Raw genomic sequence first — 17,461 nt, 5'->3', positions numbered from 1 at the left:
GCGACGAACGAACCCGTGAGTTCCATCCGTCGCTTCCCGTCGATTGTCCAGCAGCGTCTGCGCCGACCCGTGTCCACGAGCGGGTTCGTATCCACCCAGCAAGTAGGTCACAGCGACCTCGCAACCGTGTTTTTCCCCGCGACGACCCTACGACAGACATGGTCGAGATCGACAGCGACGCAGTGGACGTGATCGTCCACGAGGGCGAGGCGATGTCCGTCAGGGACATGCTGACCGTCTTCGAGCGGTACCACCAGGATCGGCCCGGGGTGCCGCTGGCCGCGGTCGAGGAGTACGCCAGGACGATGGACGACAGGCCGGACTACCGGCTCGACGTCGAGGGCTTCCTCGGGGACGTCAGGGGACAGCTCACGGCCGAGGAGGACTGGGTGGACACCGATCACTTCTACGAGCTGGAGGGCGACCGGATCAGTCAGTACCCGGCGGCGTGGCACGCGGAACTCGGCGGGGAAACCGATCCGGTCCGGTACCTCCGGTTCTTCCGCGACGTGGCGCCGGAGTACCTCGACGACCTCCAGGAGGGCGGACAGGGGATCGGCATCCCGAAGGACACGCTCACGAAGATGATTCAGGTGCTCGGGCGGGTCGACCGGGACGAGGCGGCCGGCGCCATCGCGGAGGCGGACGACGCGGGGTACATCAAGCAGAACCCCGACCAGCACCCGCAGGCCGACGTCTACCTCGCGGAGGACGCCGACGAGCGCCGGGACTGATCGCGACGCGAGCGCCGTCCGGCGGGGCGACGGTCGCCTCAGCCGTCCCTCCGGAGGGCGTCGTCGATGGCCGCGGCCCGCCCAGGACCGACGCCGTCGACGGCCTCCAGGTCGTCGCGGGAGGCCGAGAGGAGGGACTCGACGGTCGGGAACGCCTCGTAGAGCCGCGCCGCCGTCTCCGGTCCGACCCCGTCGATGCAGCCGTACATCCGCTTGGCCGTGGGCTCGTCCCGGCCGGGCACCGCGCCGGGCGGGAGCGACCGCGTGGAGGGCGACTCGGTGTGCTTGCGGACCAGGCGGACCGCCACGTCGACGAGGCGGGCACGGTCGCCGCAGGGGACGACGGGCGCGCCCAGGCGAGCAGTGATGGACGCGAGCGAGCCCCGCACGGCGGCGCCGGGGACGTCCGGCCAGCGCGCCTCGACGTCGGCGAGGTCCCCCTCGATCAGGACGTACGCGTGCTCGTAGGCCTCGTTCATCGCCCGGACCTGCGCCTCCAGGTCCGATCCGCGGCGGCCCAGCGCCGACCGGAGATAGTCGTCGGGCGTCTTGCGCTCGACGGCGACTGACCCGGAGACGACGTCGCCCGAATCCAGCCGACGGACCTCGACGGACTCCACGTCGGAGTGGTCCCGAAGCACCGCGACGAGTCCCCCCGGCTCTCGGTCGTCGGCGGTCACTGCGACCGACATTTCAGCCCGGCTAGGGGCTCGGCGGGCAAAACGGCTACGTCGGGTCCGAGCGGGCAGGCAGTGTGAACCGGCCCGCGCTCACCCGGGCAGCAGACCTAAGCCGTAGACGCCCCGCGGAACGGTATGGACGTCCTCGTCACCGGAGCGCACGGCACCGTCGGAACCGCCATCACGGACCATCTGAGCGACGACGACCGCTACGAGTTCACCCTGCTCGACGTCGAGGCGGGCGACGGCCCCGGCGAGTCCGTCGTCGCAGACGTCCGGGACTACGACGCGATCCGGCCGCACTTCGAGGGGCAGGACGCGGTGATCCACCTCGCCATCGTCCCGGGCACCGGCGGCTTGGACGACCGCTCGCTGGGCTGGTCCGAACCCCTCGCGGACAACCTCGAAGCGCTCCACAACGTCACCGAGGCCGCCGTCGACGCGGGACTGGACTCGATCGTCTTCGCCTCGTCGAACCACGCCGTCGGCATGGTCGAGGCCCGCAACGCGCCCGGGATCTACTTCGACGACGAACCCTACGCCGGCCACGACGAGCCGCACCGACCGGACTCCCAGTACGGCCTGACCAAGACCTACGGCGAGGACCTCGGCCGCCTCGCCGCGGAATCCCACGGAATCCGGTTCTACGCGCTGCGCATCGGCGCGGTCCGGGATCCGGAGTACGACCACCCCTACGGCGACGCCGAGCGCGGCGTCGACCGCGGCGACTGGGAGCGCGGGAGCGACGCCTACGAGGAGCAGGTCGCCCGCATGAAGGGCCACTGGCAGTCCCGGCGCGACCTGGCGCACATGGTGGACTGCTGTCTACGGGACGACTCGGTGGAGTGGGGCCACTTCTACGGCCTCAGCGCCAACGACGGCCGGTGGCTTGACGACCTCGAACACGCACGCGAGACCATCGGCTACGAACCGCAGGACAGCGGCGACGAGTGGGACGCGCCGCCGGAGTGAGCGCACGCCACGTGCGGCTGATCAGCTCGGGTACACCGCCAGTGACGGGAAGTACGTCTCGTAAAACGCCTCGTCGAAGCTCACCAGAGCGTCGGCGTCGACGCTCGCGTGGCCGCCGATCGCGAAATCGGCCACGACGTGCTGGCGGGGCGCGAGCGATTCGCCGCAGTCCTCGCACTCTACTGCCCGCTCACTCCCGCAGGCGGGACACTGCAGGCCGTCCGGCCGGCGGTCGACGCACCGTCTGAACGCCTCGCCGGCCCGGAAGAGCGCCGCTTCAGAGGGGTCCGCGACTGCGATGCTTAAATCCGCCAGGAACCGGTCGAGTTCGTCGACGCCCTCGAAACGACCGTCGGCTGCGAGTTCGGCGTAGACGATCGGCGCGACGACGAGGCGGCCCTCGCGATAGGCCTCGCGCAGGGCGCGCTCGCTGGCGTCGGCGTGTTCGTCGTCGTAGAGAAGCGCCAGCAGCGCGTTCGTATCGACCGCCGTGATCACGCGTCGTCCTCCGTCTCAGCGTCGGACACCGTTCGAGGATACTCGCCCCGGAGACGGCGCATCCGCTCGGGCATCGACTCGTCGCTCTCGGCGCTCCCGCGATACGCTTCGAAGGGGTCCTCGCCGTCCTCGGTCGTCGGCGCTCGCTTTCGGATCTCGTACCCCCCGTCAGTCGGCTCGAAAGCGACCTCGTCTCCCGGGTCGATGCCGAGTTCCTCGCGGATCTCCTTGGGGATGGTGACCTGCCCCTTGCTGGTGACTCGCGGCATCGGTCTAGTAATACGTTTCTAGTATTACTTGAAAAGTATGTTCCTGCCCGGACGGCGAACGGCTCGTGCCGGGAACGCCTGATCAGACAGGACACTTTCAGGTTAGAGCGGTCAGGGCCTGCGGCGACACGGCTCAGAACTCCCGGACGACGTTGTCGGCCCCGCTCCTGACGACGCACTCGCGACGCCCGTCCGTCGACCCCAACGGACGGCGTTCCCTGACGTGGCTTACCGCTGTCTGCCGAACACTTTCCAGTGACTCGCCCGTACAGCGGGCATGGAGTACGTGACCGTGAAGGACGTCGAGGTGCCCGCGCTCGGGTTTGGCACGGCGCGGATGGACACCGACGAGGAGCGGTACCGAGCCGTCTCGACCGCGCTGGAGGTCGGCTACCGCCACGTCGACACGGCGCAGATGTACGGCAGCGAGAGCGCCGTCGGGGACGCCCTCGCCGACAGCGACGTCGACCGCGAGGACGTGTTCGTCACCACGAAGCTGGACAACGGCAACCGGAGTCGGGAGCGCGTCCGCGAGTCGACGCGCGCGAGCCTGGATCGGCTCGGCACCGAGTACGTCGACCTCCTGCTGATCCACTCGCCGAACGACCGCGTCTCCCACGAGGAGACGCTGAACGCCATGAACGACCTGCGCGACGACGGCCTCGTCCGGCACGTCGGCGTCTCGAACTTCTCCGTCGAGCAGACCCGCGAGGCCGAGGACCTCTCCGAGGCCCCGATCCTCACCAACCAGGTCGAGTACCACGTCCGGCATCGGCAGGACGACCTGCTGGCCTACTGCGTCGAGAACGACGTGATGCTGACCGCCTACAGCCCGCTGGGGGTGGGCGGCCTGCTGGACGACGAGGCCCTCGCCGACGTCGGCGAGCGCCACGGCAAGACTCCGGCGCAGGTCGCCCTCCGGTGGCTGCTCCAGCAGCCGATGGTATCGGCCATCCCGATGTCCTCGCGTCCCGAGCACGTCCGCGAGAACTTCGACGTGTTCGACTTCGAGCTGAGCGCCGACGAGATGCACCGACTGTTCGAGCGCCGCGGCGGGCTCGTCGACCGACTCGCCGACGCGCTCGGGCTGTAGCGACGCGCTACGGTCGGAATCTGTCGTCGCCGGCCGCCGCGTCGTACCGCGGGCGATGTTACTTGATCTTGAACCGGAGCAGCGCGCCGACGCCGCCGAACGCCGACTCGAACCGCGCACCGCGGTCGAACCCGGTGGGGATCACGACGAGGTCGCCGCCCTCCTCCTCGGCGGCCTGTTCGTACTCGCGGACGTCCTCGGCGGGGAGCGTCTCGGAGACCAGCACCGTGTCGACGGCGCCGTACTCCAGCGCCTCGCAGGTCTCCTCCGGACCGTAAGCGACGGGCTCGCCGTCGTCTTCGAGCGCGCTGAAAAAGTCGTCCAGCGCGTCGCGAGCGGGGCGGCCCTCGGCGGCCTCGAGTTCGTCCCTGGCGCGCTCGACCAGCTGGTGGAGCCCGCGCTCGCTGGCGTACTCGACGGCGTACTGGCCGGCGACCGCGTCCCCCAAGCGGTAGTCGAGGTGGTCGCCGTCCAGGAAGTCGTCGACGGTGACCGTCGTGCCGCCCACGAGGAGGCCGTCGATGGGGAGTCCGTCCCCGTCCCCGTCGCCGGACTCCGCCGCATCGCCCCGCGCCTCGTCAGCTCCGCTTCGCCCGTCGAGGAACTCCCGCCCGACCTCCTCGCCGACCTCGTCGAAGAACTCCTCCTTCTGGCGGCGGCGCTCGCGCTCGAAGCGCTGGGCGGACTGGCCGCCGGCGTTCGTCTTGCCCATCACCTGGCTCTCGACGGTCTCGACGTGCTCGACGGCGTCGCCGTCGAGGTAGCCCAGCGCCGCGCCGCCGCGTTCGACGACCAGCAGGCCGTAGTGCCGGGACTCGCCGGTCGTCCGCTCCAGCGGCCCGGTGTCGAACTCGTTGTCGCTCACGAACTCGGCCTCGTCGACCGGCGACGGGAGGTCGTCGAAGGTCTCCTCCACGAGGTCGCCGTCGACGACGCCCACGTAGGCCACGAGGCCGTGCTCCGGCGTGCCCGACTCCTCGTAGTCGTGGAGGAGGTGGCGCGCCCGCTCCAGCGCTCGGCGACGGGCCTCGTCGGTCGACCCGGAGTCGAGATACTCCGCCTCGGCGGCGTCCTCCTCGACGTGCTCCAGCGTCGCCCCCACGGGCTCATCGGGCGGGACCGCGAGCGTCAGCAGGTGGTCGTCGCCCGCCCGGTACTCGGCTAGCTCCTCGACCCGCTGGGTGAACGCGTAGTCCGTGGCCATGTGAGAATCTACCCCGACGGCTCGGTGTCGCCGTGGTTAGCCGCTGTAATCGCCCAATCGGGGTGAGTGGTAGGCTTGCGGGCGCAAGGTCCTCCGCGTTCGCAGTCGCGTTTCCCCCGTTCAGATTGTACGACGGATCACGGATCATCCTCGAAGGCCCCGCGGGCTCGTTCGAACCGCTCTACGTCCCGGCCACCGAACTGCTCCGAAGCCGTCCGGGCTGCGTCTATCTCGTCCGAAGAGAGAGTTCCTGACCGCTCGTCTGGCGCGGGTTCGCGAGTGAGGCGGCGGAGCGTCTCGAACATCGTCTCGTCCTCCCTGTTGTGGGCCTTCAGCCACGCGTAGTATCCGTCTGAAACGCGGATCGTTTTCGCCACGTCGGAGTATCAGTGTGCGGGCGTAAATGCGTTCAGCCGTCACTCCTGTCTGCCGTGGTGTCGGCGGTACGGAGAGAGTGGGAAGTGGCCCTCTTCTAGGCGTACGCCTCGAACTCTCTGCCGAAGACGAGGAAGTACCCCGTCCCGAGCAGGCCGATGACAGTGGCGACGGAGAAGGCCACCTCGGGGCTGACGAAGTCCCACAGCGCGCCGCCCAAGGCGGCCGAAGGGATCACGACCGCGTTCCGCAGGAGGTAGTAGGCGCCGGTGACGCGGCCGCCGGTGTCGCGCTCGGCGGGACCGACGATCAGGGCCTTGTGCGAGGGCAGGCCGGCGAAGCGCAGGCCGGAGAAGGCGAAGAGCGCCGCGACGACGAGGGCGTTCGCGGGGGCGAACTGCGGGGTGAAGATGAGCAGGACGGGGAAGACGGCGTAGACGGCGAAGCCGGCCCCGACGACGGGCACGAGGCCGACCCGCTCGGCCAGCGCGGCGGCGGGGGCCATCACCAGCAGGGCGACGACCATCTCGACGCCGAGCAGGACGCCGAAGAACACCTCCGGACTGAGGTAGTAGCCCGCGATCGTCGCGTCGACTTCGAGGAAGCGCGTGACGACGAGGACGAAGAAGGTGTACACCATGCCGTTGGCGAAGCGCACCAGCGTGTCGCCGACCAGCAGCGGCCGGAGCTCGGCGGGCAGGCCCCGGAGGTCCCGCAGGATCTGGTCGACGCCCTCGAACGCCTTGCCGACGGTGTCCTCGCTGGCGTCGTAGAGGACGTGCTGGGCGACCGTGGCGACGGCGCCGAAGGCGACGGCGACGCCGAGGACGTACAGGAAGCCCGGCCGGATCTCGCCGCCGGCGAGGAAGAGCAGGCCGGCAGCGCCGACGGGACCGATCAGGAACGCCGTCCGGCGGAACGTCTCCGTGCTGGCGAACCCACGAGCCAGCCGGTCGTCCGGGACGGCCTGCTTGACGATGGCGAAGGTGGCGCCGAGGCCAAAGGACTTCCAGGCCTGGGCCAGCAGGAGGCCGACGAAGATCCAGACCCACGGTTCGAGGACGACGGCGCCGAGGTCGATCGGACCGACCAGCGGCGCGACGAGCCACACCAGAAAGCCCAGCGTCGACAGCAGGCCGAAGACGGTCAGCGCGTACCGCGAGCCCACGCGGTCGGAGACGGCGCCGCCCGGGTAGGGATACACGGCGCTGACGACGTTGCCCACGGTGCCGTAGATGCCGATGACGAACGGCGTCGCTCCCAGGGCGGCCATGTACTCCGGGAGGTAGCGACTGGTCATCTGGAACCCGAGGCTGAAGGCGAACATCGCCAGCGAGAGCACCAGCACGTCCGGCTCCAGCGAGAGGAACTGCCTGAAGGTGTCCAGCGCGCCGGGTTCCGCCTCGCCGTCGGCTCCCGTTTCGGTCGCCATGGCAATTGCCGGCGGTACGCCGGCCGTCGCCTTGACCGTTCGGGCCTCCGCCGGCGGACCGGGCACCGCCTCGTGGCAGGGACGGGCCCTACCCCTCGTAGGGACCAGACTGGACGGCCGCGGCGAGGTGGTCGACCTCGCCCTGGGTGATCCCGCCGCTGACCTCGGAGAACAGCGCCTCGACCTCGCTGCGGGAGAGCTTCACGGCGTCGGGCTGCTCGACGGCGTCGAGCGTGCGGTTCCGCAGTTCGCGGATGGTCCCCAGCGCCAGGAGGTACGGGAGCCCCATGGCCGGCAGCGCGCCCGCGTCGTCCCGGGGAATGCTCCGCAGGTACCGGCGCGCGCCGTCGGCGTAGCCCGACGCGCGGTCGACGACGCGCTCGACGACCCGGGCCACGCCGGGCGCCGCCTCGGGGTCGGCGACGTCCTCGTGGTCGAGGCCCTCCTCGGCCAGCCACTCGCCCGGGAGGTAGACGTTGTTCTCCTCGGCCCAGTCGGCGCGGACGTCCTTGGCGACGTTGACCTGCTGGAGGAGCATGGCGAAGGCGCGGGCGTCCTCGGGGTCCGGCCGGTCGGCGTCGCTCTCGCGGTGGGCCCGCAGCCCGGTGAACAGCTCGCCCACGGTGCCGGCGACGTACCAGCAGTACTCCTCCAGTTCGTCGACGGTCTTCAGCCGCAGGCCGCCGTGGTCCGCGTGGCGCCGGAGCACGTCGGCCATCCCGGTCGCCATCTCGCGGACCACCGACCGCATCGTGTCGCGGACAGGTTCGTCGAACGAGCGGTACAGCCGCATCGTGCGCTCGACCTCGTCGACGGTCTCCCAGTCCGCGCCGGCGTCAGCCGGTCGCTCCGCCTCGGCGGCGTCCGCGAACTCCGCGACCTCGGTGGGATCGTCCGGATCCATCGCCGCGTCGAGCGTCTCCAGCAGCTCGGCGCGCCGACGGGGCGGGATCGACGACTCGTCCTCGATGGTGTCCGCGGCGCGACAGAGGAGATATCCGGCACAGGTCCAGGTGGCCATCGGCTCCGCGAGCAGGTCGATGGTCAGGGTGAACGTCCGGGAGACGGAGGGGACCGTCTCGAAGGCCCACTCGCGGTCCGCGTCCCGGGTTCGCCCGGGCGGCAGTTCGCTCATGAAACACTCATTCGGTCCGGCGAACAAAAAGCTCGTCCCAATGGACTCGGCGCACGGCCGAACAGTGATGTGCTCGCGCGCCGACGGTTCACCTATGTCGGAGCGGTACGACCACGCGCGGGTCCGCGAGTACTGGCAGCACGTCTGGGAACGGGAGGGGGTCTACGAGTGCCCCGACAGTGCGTCGGACCCGACCTACGTTCTGGGAATGTTCCCCTACACCTCCGGGGCCCTCCACATGGGCCACGTCCGGAACTACGCTATCACCGACGCTTACGCGCGCTACCGGCGGATGCGGGGCGACGACGTGCTCCACCCGATGGGGTGGGACGCCTTCGGCCTGCCCGCGGAGAACGCCGCCGAGGAGCGCGACACCGACCCCGAGTCCTGGACGCGCGCCTGCATCGCCGGCATGCGCGAAGAGCTGGAGGAGATGGGTTTCGGGTACGACTGGTCCCGCGAGATAACGACCTGCGACCCCGAGTACTACCGCTGGAACCAGTGGCTGTTCACCCGCCTCCACGAGGCGGGGCTGGTCGCCTACGAGTCGGCGGCGGTCAACTGGTGTCCCTCCTGCGAGACGGTGCTGGCCGACGCGCAGGTCCGGGAGCGCGTCTCGCCGGCGGCCGGCGAGGGAAGCGCCGAGAGCGGCGCGACAGCGGCCGACGACCACGCCCACCGCGGCGTCTGCTGGCGCTGTGAGACGCCCGTCGAGCGTCGCGAGCGCGACCAGTGGTTCCTGAAGATCACCGAGTACGCCGCAGAGCTGACGGACGCACTGGACGGCCTCGACGAGTGGCCCGAAGGCGTCCGTGAGACCCAGCGCGACTGGATCGGCCGCGAGGAGGGGGCCGAGGTGACCTTCGCCGTCGATGGCTACGGCGACCTCGACGTGTTCACCGCGCGGCCCGACACGGTGTTCGGCGCGACGTACGTCGCCGTCTCCCCCGGCCACGACCTGGCCGAGCGGGCCGCCCCCGAGGACGAGGCCGTCGCCGCCTACGTCGAGGGCGCCAGCGAGGAGGCCGGCATGTCCGGCGTCGACACCGGCCTGCGCGCGGAGAACCCCCTGACCGGCGAAGACGTGCCCGTCTACGTCGCCGCCTACGTGCTGGACGACGTGGGCACCGGCGCGGTGATGGGCGTGCCCGCGCACAACGAGCGCGACCACGCCTTCGCCGATGCGCAGGACCTGCCGGTCGAGTCGGTCGTCGAGCCGACGGAAGGCGACGGCTCCGCCCTCCCCTACACCGGCGAGGGCGTGCTCACCGTCGGCGGCGAGTACGAGGGACAGGAGACCGCTGACGCGCGCGAGCGTCTGCTCGACCACGAGGCCGTCGCGGCGGCGACCACCTACCGCCTGCGGGACTGGCTCGTCTCCCGCCAGCGCTACTGGGGGACGCCCATCCCGATGGTCCACTGCGAGGAGTGCGGCCGCGTCCCCGTCCCACACGACGACCTCCCCGTCGAACTGCCCGAGTACGTCCAGACGACGGGCAATCCCCTCGAGGAGAACGAGGCGTTCGTCGAGACGACGTGCCCGGACTGTGGCGGCCCGGCCGAGCGCGAGACGGACACGATGGACACCTTCGTCGACTCCTCGTGGTACTTCCTGCGCTTCCTCTCGCCGGACCTCGACTCCGCCCCCTTCGACGCCGAGCGGGCCGACGAGTGGCTCCCCGTGGACGTCTACGTCGGCGGCGAGGAACACGCCGTCCTCCACCTGCTGTACATCCGCTTCTTCGCCCGCGCTCTCGCCGACCTCGGCCTGCTCGAGCACCGCGAACCCGTCGAGCGGCTGGTCAACCAGGGCACCGTCCTCCACGGCGGCGAGAAGATGTCCAAGTCCGCGGGCAACGACGTCGCGCCTCACGAGTACGGCGCCGAGACCACGCGGCTGTTCGTCCTCTCGGCCGCGCATCCGCGGCAGGACTTCGAGTGGACCGCCGAGGACGTCTCCGGCGCCTACGAGTTCCAGCAGGAGGTGTACGGCCTCGTCACCGGCTTCGACCCCGGCGAGGCCCGCCTAGAGAGCCGTCCCCACGACGCCTATCTGGAGCGGGAGATCGACCGCACCATCGCCGCCGTCACCGACGAGTACGACCGCTTCCGCTTCCACCAGGTGGTGGGGGAGCTCCAGCGGTTCGTCCGCCTGCTGCGGCGCTACCGCGAGTACGAGACGCCCTACCGCTACGCCTACTCGCGCGGGCTGCGCGCCCTGGCGAAGCTGCTGGCCCCCGTCGTGCCCTACCTCGGCGAGGAGCTGTGGCAGTCCCTCGACGGCGAGGGGCTGATGGCCGCCGCCGACTGGCCGACGCCGCTGCAGGACATCGGCGACTACCGGCTCGAACGGGACCTCGTCCGCCGGACGCTCGACGACGTCCGCGACATCGTCGACGTGGCCGGCATCGACGACCCCGAGGCGATCGACCTCGCCGTCGCGCCGGCGTGGCAGTACGACGCGTACGAGGCCGCCCGGCGGGCGGTATCGGAACGGGCGAGCGGGGACGAAGGACCCGCGAGCCGCCACGCGTCCGAGGGCACCGTCGTCGAGGCCGTGCTGGGCGACGAGGGCGTCCCCGACACCGACGCCGCGGCCGACTACGCCGCCGACCTCCGGGAGCGCGGGGCGGAGCTGGCGCCCGTCCTCGACGGCGACCGGGAACTCGCGGTGCTGGAGGAGGCCGCCTGGCTGGTGGCCGACGAGTTCGACGCCGACGTGACCGTCCGCCGGGCCGAGGACGACGAGGTCGCCAGCGAGGCCCGCCCCGGCAGGCCAGCGATCCAGGTCGAGTGACGGCGCCGACGCCGGACGGGCACGCCGTCGTCGACGGGGACGACCCCTCTCGGCACTGACCTATAAGTCCGTGCGGGCCGACACGTCACGTATGGACGTTACCCTCTTCGAGGTCCACGTCGACAACCTCCCGTTCAGTACCGGCAGCGGCAAGCAGTCCACGTCGAAGTCCGACTCCCAGCAGCAGGAGCAGTCGTCCGACTCGTCCAGCGGACTGAAGAGCCGCCTGCCGAAGCTCCTGGCCGTGCTGGTCGTCGTCGCCGCGGTCGGCGTCGCGGTCAAGAAGTTCCGCGGCGGAAGCGACGACGAGGACACGGAGCTCCAGACCGAGGAGGTCGAGCCCGGCGTCGAACGGATCGAGGCCTGACTGACCGCGCGCACTCGATTTTTCTCCGCAGGCGGCAGTTCGGCCGGTTACCGTGGATTCGATCCCAGCAGGGGACGCTTCGCGGCCCCTCTGAAGCGGTCAGCGTGGAGAGCGGGACGGGAGGGGCAAGCGATCCTCCCCCCGGACACGCTGGATATCCACGGATAGGACGGCTATCCAGTACGTGGACAGACGGGGCCCGCAGAGTCCGGACGCGTTCAGCGAGGACCCGAGTCACTCGTGGCGGGTCAGGCCGCCGACGACTTTTTTCGCGGCTCGGCCCAAGACCGACCATGCCGACGCTCTCCGAGACCCACATCGAGAACCGCCATCGCGTCCAGCCCAACCACGCCAACAACTACGAGTCCGCCCACGGCGGCATCGTGATGAAGTGGATGGACGAGATCGGCGCCATGTCGGCGATGCGCTTCGCCGGCGCGGCCTGCGTCACCGCCGGGATGAACGGCCTGGACTTCAAGCGACCCATTCCGATCGGCGGGAACGCGCTCATCGAGGCCTACGTCTACGGCCACGGCCGCTCGAGCGTCAAGGTCCGGGTCCGCGCCGCGCGCGAGGACCCGCTGACCGGCGAGAGCGAACCGACTACCGACGCCCACTTCACCTTCGTCGCGCTGGAGGACGGCGACCCCACCGAGGTCCCCGACCTCGAAGTCGAGACGGCCGAAGAGGAGGAGCTCCGTGACGCGGCGCTGGCCGACGCCGACGAGAAGCGCGGCCGCTAGCGTTCCTGCCGCTCGCTCGTTCCGAAGCCTCGCTAGCGCTCGGCCTCGCGGCTCGCGTGTCGTTCCCGTCGGTCACTCCCGCTCGCTCTAACCGAGACCACTCGCTTCGCTCGTGGTCTCGCGGTGCGCTCGCTCCACGGACTCCACCAGCGCCGCGCGGTCCGCTTGGTACGCGAGGTGCGAGTCGCAGTCGCAGTCCGAGCAGCCGAACTCGGGAATCGCGTCGCCGTCGACGGCCCGCGCGACGGTGCACTCCGCGTCGGCGCCGGGCGACCGGACGACGCCGTTGAGGCGGCTGTCCGGGTCGCCCAGCAGGTAGTCGACGTGCCAGTGGCGGGCGTCGTGCTCGCCCGCGGCGACGCGCTCGTGGCGGTCGATCCGCGAGAAGCCGCCCGGACCGAGGGCGCTCCCGGTGTAGGCGTACCAGCCGGCGGGGAACTCGATTTCGCCGAGCGCGCCGACCGACAGGGAGTCGCCGGCGGTCCGCTCGATCAGGAGTGTGTAGGTGCCGCCGTCGCTCACGCGCCCTGCTCGGGGTCGGCGGCCAGTTCGCCGAAGCCCGCCAGGCGGTACTCGCGGGAGTCGGTGCAGCCGTCGACGCCGGCGGCGAGGTGGCCCACCAGCCAGTCGCAGGCGTGCGCGAAGTCGTCGTAGGGAGCAGCGTCGATGCGGTCGGCGACGTCCTCGGCGGGCAGGTCGACCTCGCAGTCCTCGCGGAAGGCGGCGATGCGCTCGGCGGCGGCTTCGGCTGTCTCGTCGTCGGCGCTGGCGTCCGCGAACGCGTCGGCGACGGCGTCCTCGAAGCTCATGTGCGACGGCTGGGCGAGGGCTCAGGTAGGCGTTGCGGATCGACCGCATCCGCGGCTGACCCGACCTTTCTTGTCGTCTCGGGACCACGTTCCGGTATGGGTCGTCGCCTCGCCGACAGCCCGACGGTGACGACGCTGGTCGTCCTCGTCGTCGTGTTCGCGTTCCAGCAGGTCGTGACGCTCGTCGCCGGCCCGCCCGCGGCCCGGTCGCTGTTCACCCTGTCGGCGCCCGTCACGGTCCGCCCGTGGACGGTCGTGACGGCCGTCTACGCCCACAGTTCGCCCTCGCACCTCGTGGCCAACGCCGCTGGCCTGGCGCTGGCGGGCCTGCTGCTGGAGCGGCGGACCACGTCGACGCGCTTCCACGCCTTCTTCCTCGCGAGCGGTGCGCTGGCGGGCCTCGCACAGGTGTCCGTCTCGGCGACGCTGGGTCCGTTCGTCCCCGGGATGCACGCCCGCGTGAGCGTCCTCGGCGCCAGCGGCGCTGTGTTCGCGCTGTTCGGCTACCTGCTGGCGAGCAACGGCGTGACGGAGGAGGTCCTCGGCGGCGTGTCGCTGGGGCCGCGCCCCCAGGTGGCGCTGCTGGCCGGCGTCGCCGTGGCGGTCACACTCGCCACCGCCAGCCCGCGGGCGGCGCTGGTCGCCCACTTCTCCGGCTTCCTGCTCGGCATGCTGGCCGGTCGGATCCACGTCCTGCGACCGGCGGCGGTCCGCCGCCGGGCCGGCCCGGTCTGACGGGGCGCTGTTTCGAGCGGCCTCCACCCGAAACGAGGGGGTCGCAGCGCCGTTGTCGCTCCGCCCGCCAGCGTCCAGTGGTCGATGCCGCTCCGACGGCGTCGGTTTCCACCCGAAACGGAGGGGTGATTCGGACCGGCGTCGCTGTGGATCGGTTCGACAGCCTGGCGTCGGGCAGTCGTACCGGCACTGACCGACGACAGTCCGAATCAGCCGACGAACACGCGCTCGTCCAGCGCCGCCGTCACCTCGTCGGCCAGCGTCCGGAGGTTGACGGCGTCCTCGCGGTTGTACTCGATCAGCGTCTCCAGCGACCCGTCGACGCCCCGCTCGTGCTCGCGCCAGAGGCGCACGGCGTCCCGGCCCGAGATGTCGGGCCGGTCCCGCTCGATCCCGATCGACTGCTCGATCTCCTTGAGCCCGCCGGAGAGGTCCAGCTTCTTGCAGGTGTACATCAGGTCCAGGTGCGGGCAGTCGAGGTCGACGCCGAACGACTCCTCGAGGAAGGGGACGTCGAAGCGCTTGCCGTTGAACGTCACCAGCAGGTCGGCCTCGCCCAGCGTCGCCCGCAGCGACTCGGCGCTGAGGTCGTCGCCCTGGACCAGCGTCTCCGTCTCGCCGCCCTGGTGGAAGCTCACGGTCGTCACGCTGTCCCGGTGGTGGTCCAGCCCGGTCGTCTCGATGTCGAAGAAGCAGGCGTCCTCGGAGAAGGTGTCGTAGAGCCGCCACTGCTCGCTGTTCGGGAACGCCTGATCGAAGTAGGTCACGTCGCCGTCGGCCAGTCGGTCGTACCCCTCGTCGATGAACGACTGGATGCGTTCGGCGGTCGTCTCGCCCACCGGGTCCGGGCGGAAGTCGTCCCAGTGGGTGACGCCCGCCTCCCACAGGGACCGCTCCGTCTTCTCGCCGACGCCCCGGACCGGAATGAAGCTGTTCTCGACGCGCACGCTACGGGTTGCGGCGGTCACCGGACATAAATGAGTCGGTCGGCGCCCTCCGGAGCGCCAGCCAGAGATCCCGCAGCATTCGCCGCGCTCGAAACGGGTTTTCCGGTACGGTCCGGACTCGCGCCCGTGACGCACTACCTCGTCGCTACCTCGTCGGTCCACGTCACCGCCGCGGCCGCCGACTACCTCCAGGGGCGGCTCGATCCGGACGACGGCGTGGCGGTCGTCGGCGTTCGCGAGGCCGACGTGCCGAACAGGGATGCAGACGACGCCGCCAACGTCGCCCGCTCGCGGCTCGCCGCCGCGGCGCCCGAGATCGACGTGCGCGACGGCGACCCAACCGAAGAACTGCTGGCGGCCGTCGAGGAGCGCGATCCGGACGCGGTGGTGATCGGTGCCAACCGCGGGACGGAGGAGAGCGAGGGCGTCGGATCGACCGCGCGGGCGCTGCTTTCCGACCTGGATCGGCCGGTGATAGTCGTTCCCGTGCCGGGCCGCTGACCCCACGCTTTTGAGTGCGGACGGCGAATCCGCGACCATGTCGGCGTCGGAACTGGCCAGTCGCGTCGCTGACGCGCTGACCGTCGACCGTGAGGAGTTCCAGTCGCAGGCCGCCGAGGAGGCCGAGCGACTCAAGGAGGAGGTCCGCGAGGGAACCTTCGACAACACGCAGGCCATCGTCGGTCTCGAGTTCGAGCTGTACGCCGTCGACGACAGGACCGACGCCCTGCGCCGGGTGCCCCGGCGCCTGCTGGACCTGATCGGCTTCGAGAAGGAACTGGGCCTGCACAACGCGGAGATGCAGACCAGCCCGCAACCGCTGAACGCCTACGGGCTGCAGGCGCAGCTCTCGGAGCTACAGGCCAACCTCTCGCCGGCCAACGAGCGGACCATCCAGCGGGAGGACATCCGGCTGGTCTCGGACGGCATGTGGACGGTGCCGCCCAACGGCGAGACGGCCGGCGAGTACCTCTGTGACAGCGTCGAGCAGGACGGCGTCCGCATCGCGACCAACATGTCCGACTCGGTCCGCTACCACGCGATGGCCAACACGGACTACCCGGCGGGCAACCGACTGGACGCCCCACACGTCTCGCTGCAGGCCGAGACGGTGATGCCCGAGAGCCTCATCACGTCGATCCAGCCCCACTACCAGATCCCCCACGCGCCGGACCTGCCCGAGTACTTCCGCTACGCGCTGCGGATCGCCGGACCGCTGCTGGCGCTCGGGGTCAACTCCCCCTTCTTCCCGCCGGACCTCTACGACGACGCGCCCGACCGCGAGATCGTCGACGACGCCCACATGGAGCACCGCGTCGGCGTCTTCGAGTCGGTGCTGAACCCCGCGGATCGGGACGCCCGCGACGTGACGAACGAGGTCGCGCCGGACGACGACCCGGCCGTGAAGGTGCGCTTCCCGCCTGACTTCGAGACCGCCGAGGCGGCCATCGACGACGTCGTCGCCGACCACACCATCGTCCCGATGGAAGTGCCGACGGGTACCCGCTTCGACGACGACTTCGCCCACTACCGCCACAAGCACGGCTCCTACTGGCGGTGGATCCGGCCCGTCTTCGACGGCGCCTCCCGCTCGGCCGCCAACGCTCGCATCGAGTTCCGCCCGCTGCCCGGCCAGCCCACCGTCGGCGACGCCGTCGCCTTCCAGGCCGTCTTCGCCGGCCTGCTGGAGGCCATGCCCACCGTCGAGCACCCCGTCCGCTCGCTGGAGTGGGAGACGGCGAAGGAGAACTTCTACGCGGCCACGGAAGACGGCCTGCGGGCCGACCTCGAGTGGATCACCGTCGACGGGACCCACACGAGCGCGACCGACGAGATCTACGGCGAACTCTTCGAGCTCGCCCGCGAGGGCCTGGAGACCCACGGCCTCACCACGGAGCGCGCCCGCGACTACGTCCGCCCGCTGCGCGAGCGCGTCGACCGCCGGCTGACGCCCGCCCGCTGGAAGCACAACGTCGTCCGCGACCAGGTCGACGAGGGCGTCCCGCTCGCCGAGGCCATCTGGGGCATGCAGTCCCGGTACGTCCAGCGACAGTCCGAGACGTTGATCGACGGGAGCTTCGTGGACTGGTTGGGGTGACGGCGGCCGGGCCGCGATCTACTGTTGACGTAGGGGGTCTAGTTGACTGACGCCGCCTTCTCGACGTACTCGACCGCCTCCGCGGGCGTCTCGACGTGCTCGACGCCGGGGACGCCCTCGATTCGGTGCGTGTCCAGGCCGGCGACGGGCCGGCCCATGTCCAGCGCGTGGCCCAGTTCGGAGAGGGTACCCGTGCCGCCGTCCACCGCGACGACGGCGTCGCCGTTCATGACGACGAGGACGTTCCGGGCGTTGCCCAGTCCCGTCACGATCGGCGTGTCGACGTGTTCGTTGGCCGTCGCGCGGCTCTCGTCCGGGAGGATGCCGATGGTGTGGCCGCCGGCCGCCTTCGCGCCCTCGCAGACCGCCGTCATCACGCCCGTCCGGCCGCCGCAGACCACCTCGTGGCCGCGCTCGCCCAGCAAGCGCCCCACTTCCCGGGCGTCCGCGTACTGCTCGTCGGTGACGCTACTCCCGCCGATGACTGACACGCGCATGTCCGGGCCTGAGCGCGCGGGGTCCTAAAGGCGGCCGTCCGCGTGCCCCGTCAATCGCGGACGCACCGCTATCGCG

General features: G+C 70.8%; 20 protein-coding genes. 9 read left to right on the top strand and 11 right to left on the bottom strand.

Annotation, left to right across the window (positions count from 1 at the left end):
* The first annotated feature begins 158 nt into the window (after window positions 1–158).
* Window positions 159–734 carry a hypothetical protein gene (locus tag LCY71_RS08185; protein ID WP_225332671.1) on the top strand — a complete coding sequence of 192 codons (576 nt, stop codon included), beginning with the start codon at window positions 159–161 and terminating at the stop codon, window positions 732–734.
* Window positions 735–772: 38 nt separating this feature from the next.
* Here the strand turns inward: LCY71_RS08185 and LCY71_RS08180 are convergent, their stop codons facing one another.
* A complete protein-coding gene (locus LCY71_RS08180; RefSeq protein ID WP_225332670.1) occupies window positions 773–1,426 on the bottom strand; it encodes an ERCC4 domain-containing protein in 654 nt (217 codons plus the stop codon).
* A gap of 123 nt (window positions 1,427–1,549) precedes the next feature.
* Between LCY71_RS08180 and LCY71_RS08175 the strand changes: the two genes are divergently transcribed.
* A complete protein-coding gene (locus tag LCY71_RS08175; protein WP_225332669.1) occupies window positions 1,550–2,386 on the top strand; it encodes an NAD-dependent epimerase/dehydratase family protein in 837 nt (278 codons plus the stop codon).
* Window positions 2,387–2,407: 21 nt separating this feature from the next.
* Here LCY71_RS08175 and LCY71_RS08170 read toward each other — a convergent pair whose 3' ends face one another.
* Both LCY71_RS08170 and LCY71_RS08165 read right to left on the bottom strand, forming a co-directional pair.
* A complete protein-coding gene (locus tag LCY71_RS08170; RefSeq protein ID WP_225332668.1) occupies window positions 2,408–2,884 on the bottom strand; it encodes a type II toxin-antitoxin system VapC family toxin in 477 nt (158 codons plus the stop codon).
* Window positions 2,881–3,153 carry an AbrB/MazE/SpoVT family DNA-binding domain-containing protein gene (locus tag LCY71_RS08165; RefSeq protein ID WP_225332667.1) on the bottom strand — a complete coding sequence of 91 codons (273 nt, stop codon included), beginning with the start codon at window positions 3,151–3,153 and terminating at the stop codon, window positions 2,881–2,883. Before LCY71_RS08165 ends, LCY71_RS08170 begins: the two co-directional genes overlap by 4 nt.
* Window positions 3,154–3,430: 277 nt before the next feature.
* On the opposite strand from LCY71_RS08165, the gene LCY71_RS08160 reads away from it, so the two are divergent.
* Window positions 3,431–4,246, top strand: coding sequence for an aldo/keto reductase (locus LCY71_RS08160; RefSeq protein WP_225332666.1), 816 nt, complete (start codon window positions 3,431–3,433; stop codon window positions 4,244–4,246).
* Window positions 4,247–4,304: 58 nt separating this feature from the next.
* Here the strand turns inward: LCY71_RS08160 and LCY71_RS08155 are convergent, their stop codons facing one another.
* From LCY71_RS08155 to LCY71_RS08140, 4 genes are all read right to left on the bottom strand, one after another.
* Window positions 4,305–5,450, bottom strand: coding sequence for a Vms1/Ankzf1 family peptidyl-tRNA hydrolase (locus tag LCY71_RS08155; RefSeq protein WP_225332665.1), 1,146 nt, complete (start codon window positions 5,448–5,450; stop codon window positions 4,305–4,307).
* Window positions 5,451–5,587: 137 nt separating this feature from the next.
* Window positions 5,588–5,827, bottom strand: a complete 240-nt coding sequence (locus LCY71_RS08150) for a hypothetical protein (RefSeq protein WP_225332664.1) — start codon at window positions 5,825–5,827, stop codon at window positions 5,588–5,590.
* A gap of 95 nt (window positions 5,828–5,922) precedes the next feature.
* The gene (locus LCY71_RS08145; protein WP_225332663.1) at window positions 5,923–7,257 is read right to left on the bottom strand and encodes an MFS transporter; all 1,335 of its coding nucleotides are present in this window, start codon (window positions 7,255–7,257) and stop codon (window positions 5,923–5,925) included.
* An 88-nt stretch (window positions 7,258–7,345) separates the two neighbouring features.
* Window positions 7,346–8,392, bottom strand: a complete 1,047-nt coding sequence (locus LCY71_RS08140; RefSeq protein WP_225332662.1) for a phytoene/squalene synthase family protein — start codon at window positions 8,390–8,392, stop codon at window positions 7,346–7,348.
* Window positions 8,393–8,486: 94 nt separating this feature from the next.
* Here LCY71_RS08140 and leuS point away from each other — a divergent pair, with 94 nt between their 5' ends.
* From leuS to LCY71_RS08125, 3 genes are all read left to right on the top strand, one after another.
* Window positions 8,487–11,189 (top strand): leucine--tRNA ligase, encoded by a 2,703-nt coding sequence (gene leuS / locus LCY71_RS08135; RefSeq protein WP_225332661.1) that lies wholly within the window; start codon window positions 8,487–8,489, stop codon window positions 11,187–11,189.
* A 91-nt stretch (window positions 11,190–11,280) separates the two neighbouring features.
* Complete coding sequence (locus tag LCY71_RS08130) at window positions 11,281–11,556, top strand: hypothetical protein (RefSeq protein WP_225332660.1); 276 nt, start codon at window positions 11,281–11,283, stop codon at window positions 11,554–11,556.
* Window positions 11,557–11,849: 293 nt separating this feature from the next.
* Window positions 11,850–12,299, top strand: coding sequence for an acyl-CoA thioesterase (locus LCY71_RS08125; RefSeq protein ID WP_225335859.1), 450 nt, complete (start codon window positions 11,850–11,852; stop codon window positions 12,297–12,299).
* A gap of 87 nt (window positions 12,300–12,386) precedes the next feature.
* Here LCY71_RS08125 and LCY71_RS08120 read toward each other — a convergent pair whose 3' ends face one another.
* Both LCY71_RS08120 and LCY71_RS08115 read right to left on the bottom strand, forming a co-directional pair.
* Complete coding sequence (locus LCY71_RS08120; protein ID WP_225335858.1) at window positions 12,387–12,821, bottom strand: GIY-YIG nuclease family protein; 435 nt, start codon at window positions 12,819–12,821, stop codon at window positions 12,387–12,389.
* Window positions 12,818–13,108 carry a hypothetical protein gene (locus LCY71_RS08115; RefSeq protein ID WP_225335857.1) on the bottom strand — a complete coding sequence of 97 codons (291 nt, stop codon included), beginning with the start codon at window positions 13,106–13,108 and terminating at the stop codon, window positions 12,818–12,820. The genes LCY71_RS08120 and LCY71_RS08115 overlap by 4 nt, the downstream gene beginning before the upstream one ends.
* A gap of 96 nt (window positions 13,109–13,204) precedes the next feature.
* On the opposite strand from LCY71_RS08115, the gene LCY71_RS08110 reads away from it, so the two are divergent.
* Window positions 13,205–13,843, top strand: a complete 639-nt coding sequence (locus tag LCY71_RS08110; protein ID WP_225335856.1) for a rhomboid family intramembrane serine protease — start codon at window positions 13,205–13,207, stop codon at window positions 13,841–13,843.
* Window positions 13,844–14,052: 209 nt separating this feature from the next.
* On the opposite strand, the gene LCY71_RS08105 is transcribed toward LCY71_RS08110, so the two are convergent.
* On the bottom strand, window positions 14,053–14,790 hold the full coding sequence (locus LCY71_RS08105; protein ID WP_225335855.1) for a ribonuclease H-like domain-containing protein: 738 nt from the start codon (window positions 14,788–14,790) through the stop codon (window positions 14,053–14,055).
* 126 nt (window positions 14,791–14,916) lie between these two features.
* Here LCY71_RS08105 and LCY71_RS08100 point away from each other — a divergent pair, with 126 nt between their 5' ends.
* Both LCY71_RS08100 and LCY71_RS08095 read left to right on the top strand, forming a co-directional pair.
* Window positions 14,917–15,291 carry a universal stress protein gene (locus LCY71_RS08100; protein WP_225335854.1) on the top strand — a complete coding sequence of 125 codons (375 nt, stop codon included), beginning with the start codon at window positions 14,917–14,919 and terminating at the stop codon, window positions 15,289–15,291.
* A 37-nt stretch (window positions 15,292–15,328) separates the two neighbouring features.
* Window positions 15,329–16,888, top strand: coding sequence for a glutamate-cysteine ligase family protein (locus LCY71_RS08095; protein ID WP_225335853.1), 1,560 nt, complete (start codon window positions 15,329–15,331; stop codon window positions 16,886–16,888).
* A 38-nt stretch (window positions 16,889–16,926) separates the two neighbouring features.
* Here the strand turns inward: LCY71_RS08095 and LCY71_RS08090 are convergent, their stop codons facing one another.
* On the bottom strand, window positions 16,927–17,385 hold the full coding sequence (locus tag LCY71_RS08090) for a TIGR00725 family protein (RefSeq protein ID WP_225335852.1): 459 nt from the start codon (window positions 17,383–17,385) through the stop codon (window positions 16,927–16,929).
* Window positions 17,386–17,461 lie beyond the last annotated feature (76 nt).

It is taken from the genome of Halomicrobium urmianum (assembly GCF_020217425.1).
Lineage (GTDB): Archaea > Halobacteriota > Halobacteria > Halobacteriales > Haloarculaceae > Halomicrobium > Halomicrobium urmianum.
Note: the sequence above shows the minus strand (reverse complement) of the source record. Positions and strands in the feature narration are given on the sequence as shown.

Coding starts and splice junctions, on each gene's coding strand:
- LCY71_RS08185 (WP_225332671.1), top strand. CDS start 159: ATGGTCGAGATCGACAGCGACGCAGTGGACGTGATCGTCCACGAGGGC.
- LCY71_RS08180 (WP_225332670.1), bottom strand. CDS start 1,426: ATGTCGGTCGCAGTGACCGCCGACGACCGAGAGCCGGGGGGACTCGTC.
- LCY71_RS08175 (WP_225332669.1), top strand. CDS start 1,550: ATGGACGTCCTCGTCACCGGAGCGCACGGCACCGTCGGAACCGCCATC.
- LCY71_RS08165 (WP_225332667.1), bottom strand. CDS start 3,153: ATGCCGCGAGTCACCAGCAAGGGGCAGGTCACCATCCCCAAGGAGATC.
- LCY71_RS08160 (WP_225332666.1), top strand. CDS start 3,431: ATGGAGTACGTGACCGTGAAGGACGTCGAGGTGCCCGCGCTCGGGTTT.
- LCY71_RS08155 (WP_225332665.1), bottom strand. CDS start 5,450: ATGGCCACGGACTACGCGTTCACCCAGCGGGTCGAGGAGCTAGCCGAG.
- LCY71_RS08145 (WP_225332663.1), bottom strand. CDS start 7,257: ATGGCGACCGAAACGGGAGCCGACGGCGAGGCGGAACCCGGCGCGCTG.
- LCY71_RS08140 (WP_225332662.1), bottom strand. CDS start 8,392: ATGAGCGAACTGCCGCCCGGGCGAACCCGGGACGCGGACCGCGAGTGG.
- leuS (WP_225332661.1), top strand. CDS start 8,487: ATGTCGGAGCGGTACGACCACGCGCGGGTCCGCGAGTACTGGCAGCAC.
- LCY71_RS08130 (WP_225332660.1), top strand. CDS start 11,281: ATGGACGTTACCCTCTTCGAGGTCCACGTCGACAACCTCCCGTTCAGT.
- LCY71_RS08125 (WP_225335859.1), top strand. CDS start 11,850: ATGCCGACGCTCTCCGAGACCCACATCGAGAACCGCCATCGCGTCCAG.
- LCY71_RS08115 (WP_225335857.1), bottom strand. CDS start 13,108: ATGAGCTTCGAGGACGCCGTCGCCGACGCGTTCGCGGACGCCAGCGCC.
- LCY71_RS08110 (WP_225335856.1), top strand. CDS start 13,205: ATGGGTCGTCGCCTCGCCGACAGCCCGACGGTGACGACGCTGGTCGTC.
- LCY71_RS08095 (WP_225335853.1), top strand. CDS start 15,329: ATGTCGGCGTCGGAACTGGCCAGTCGCGTCGCTGACGCGCTGACCGTC.
- LCY71_RS08090 (WP_225335852.1), bottom strand. CDS start 17,385: ATGCGCGTGTCAGTCATCGGCGGGAGTAGCGTCACCGACGAGCAGTAC.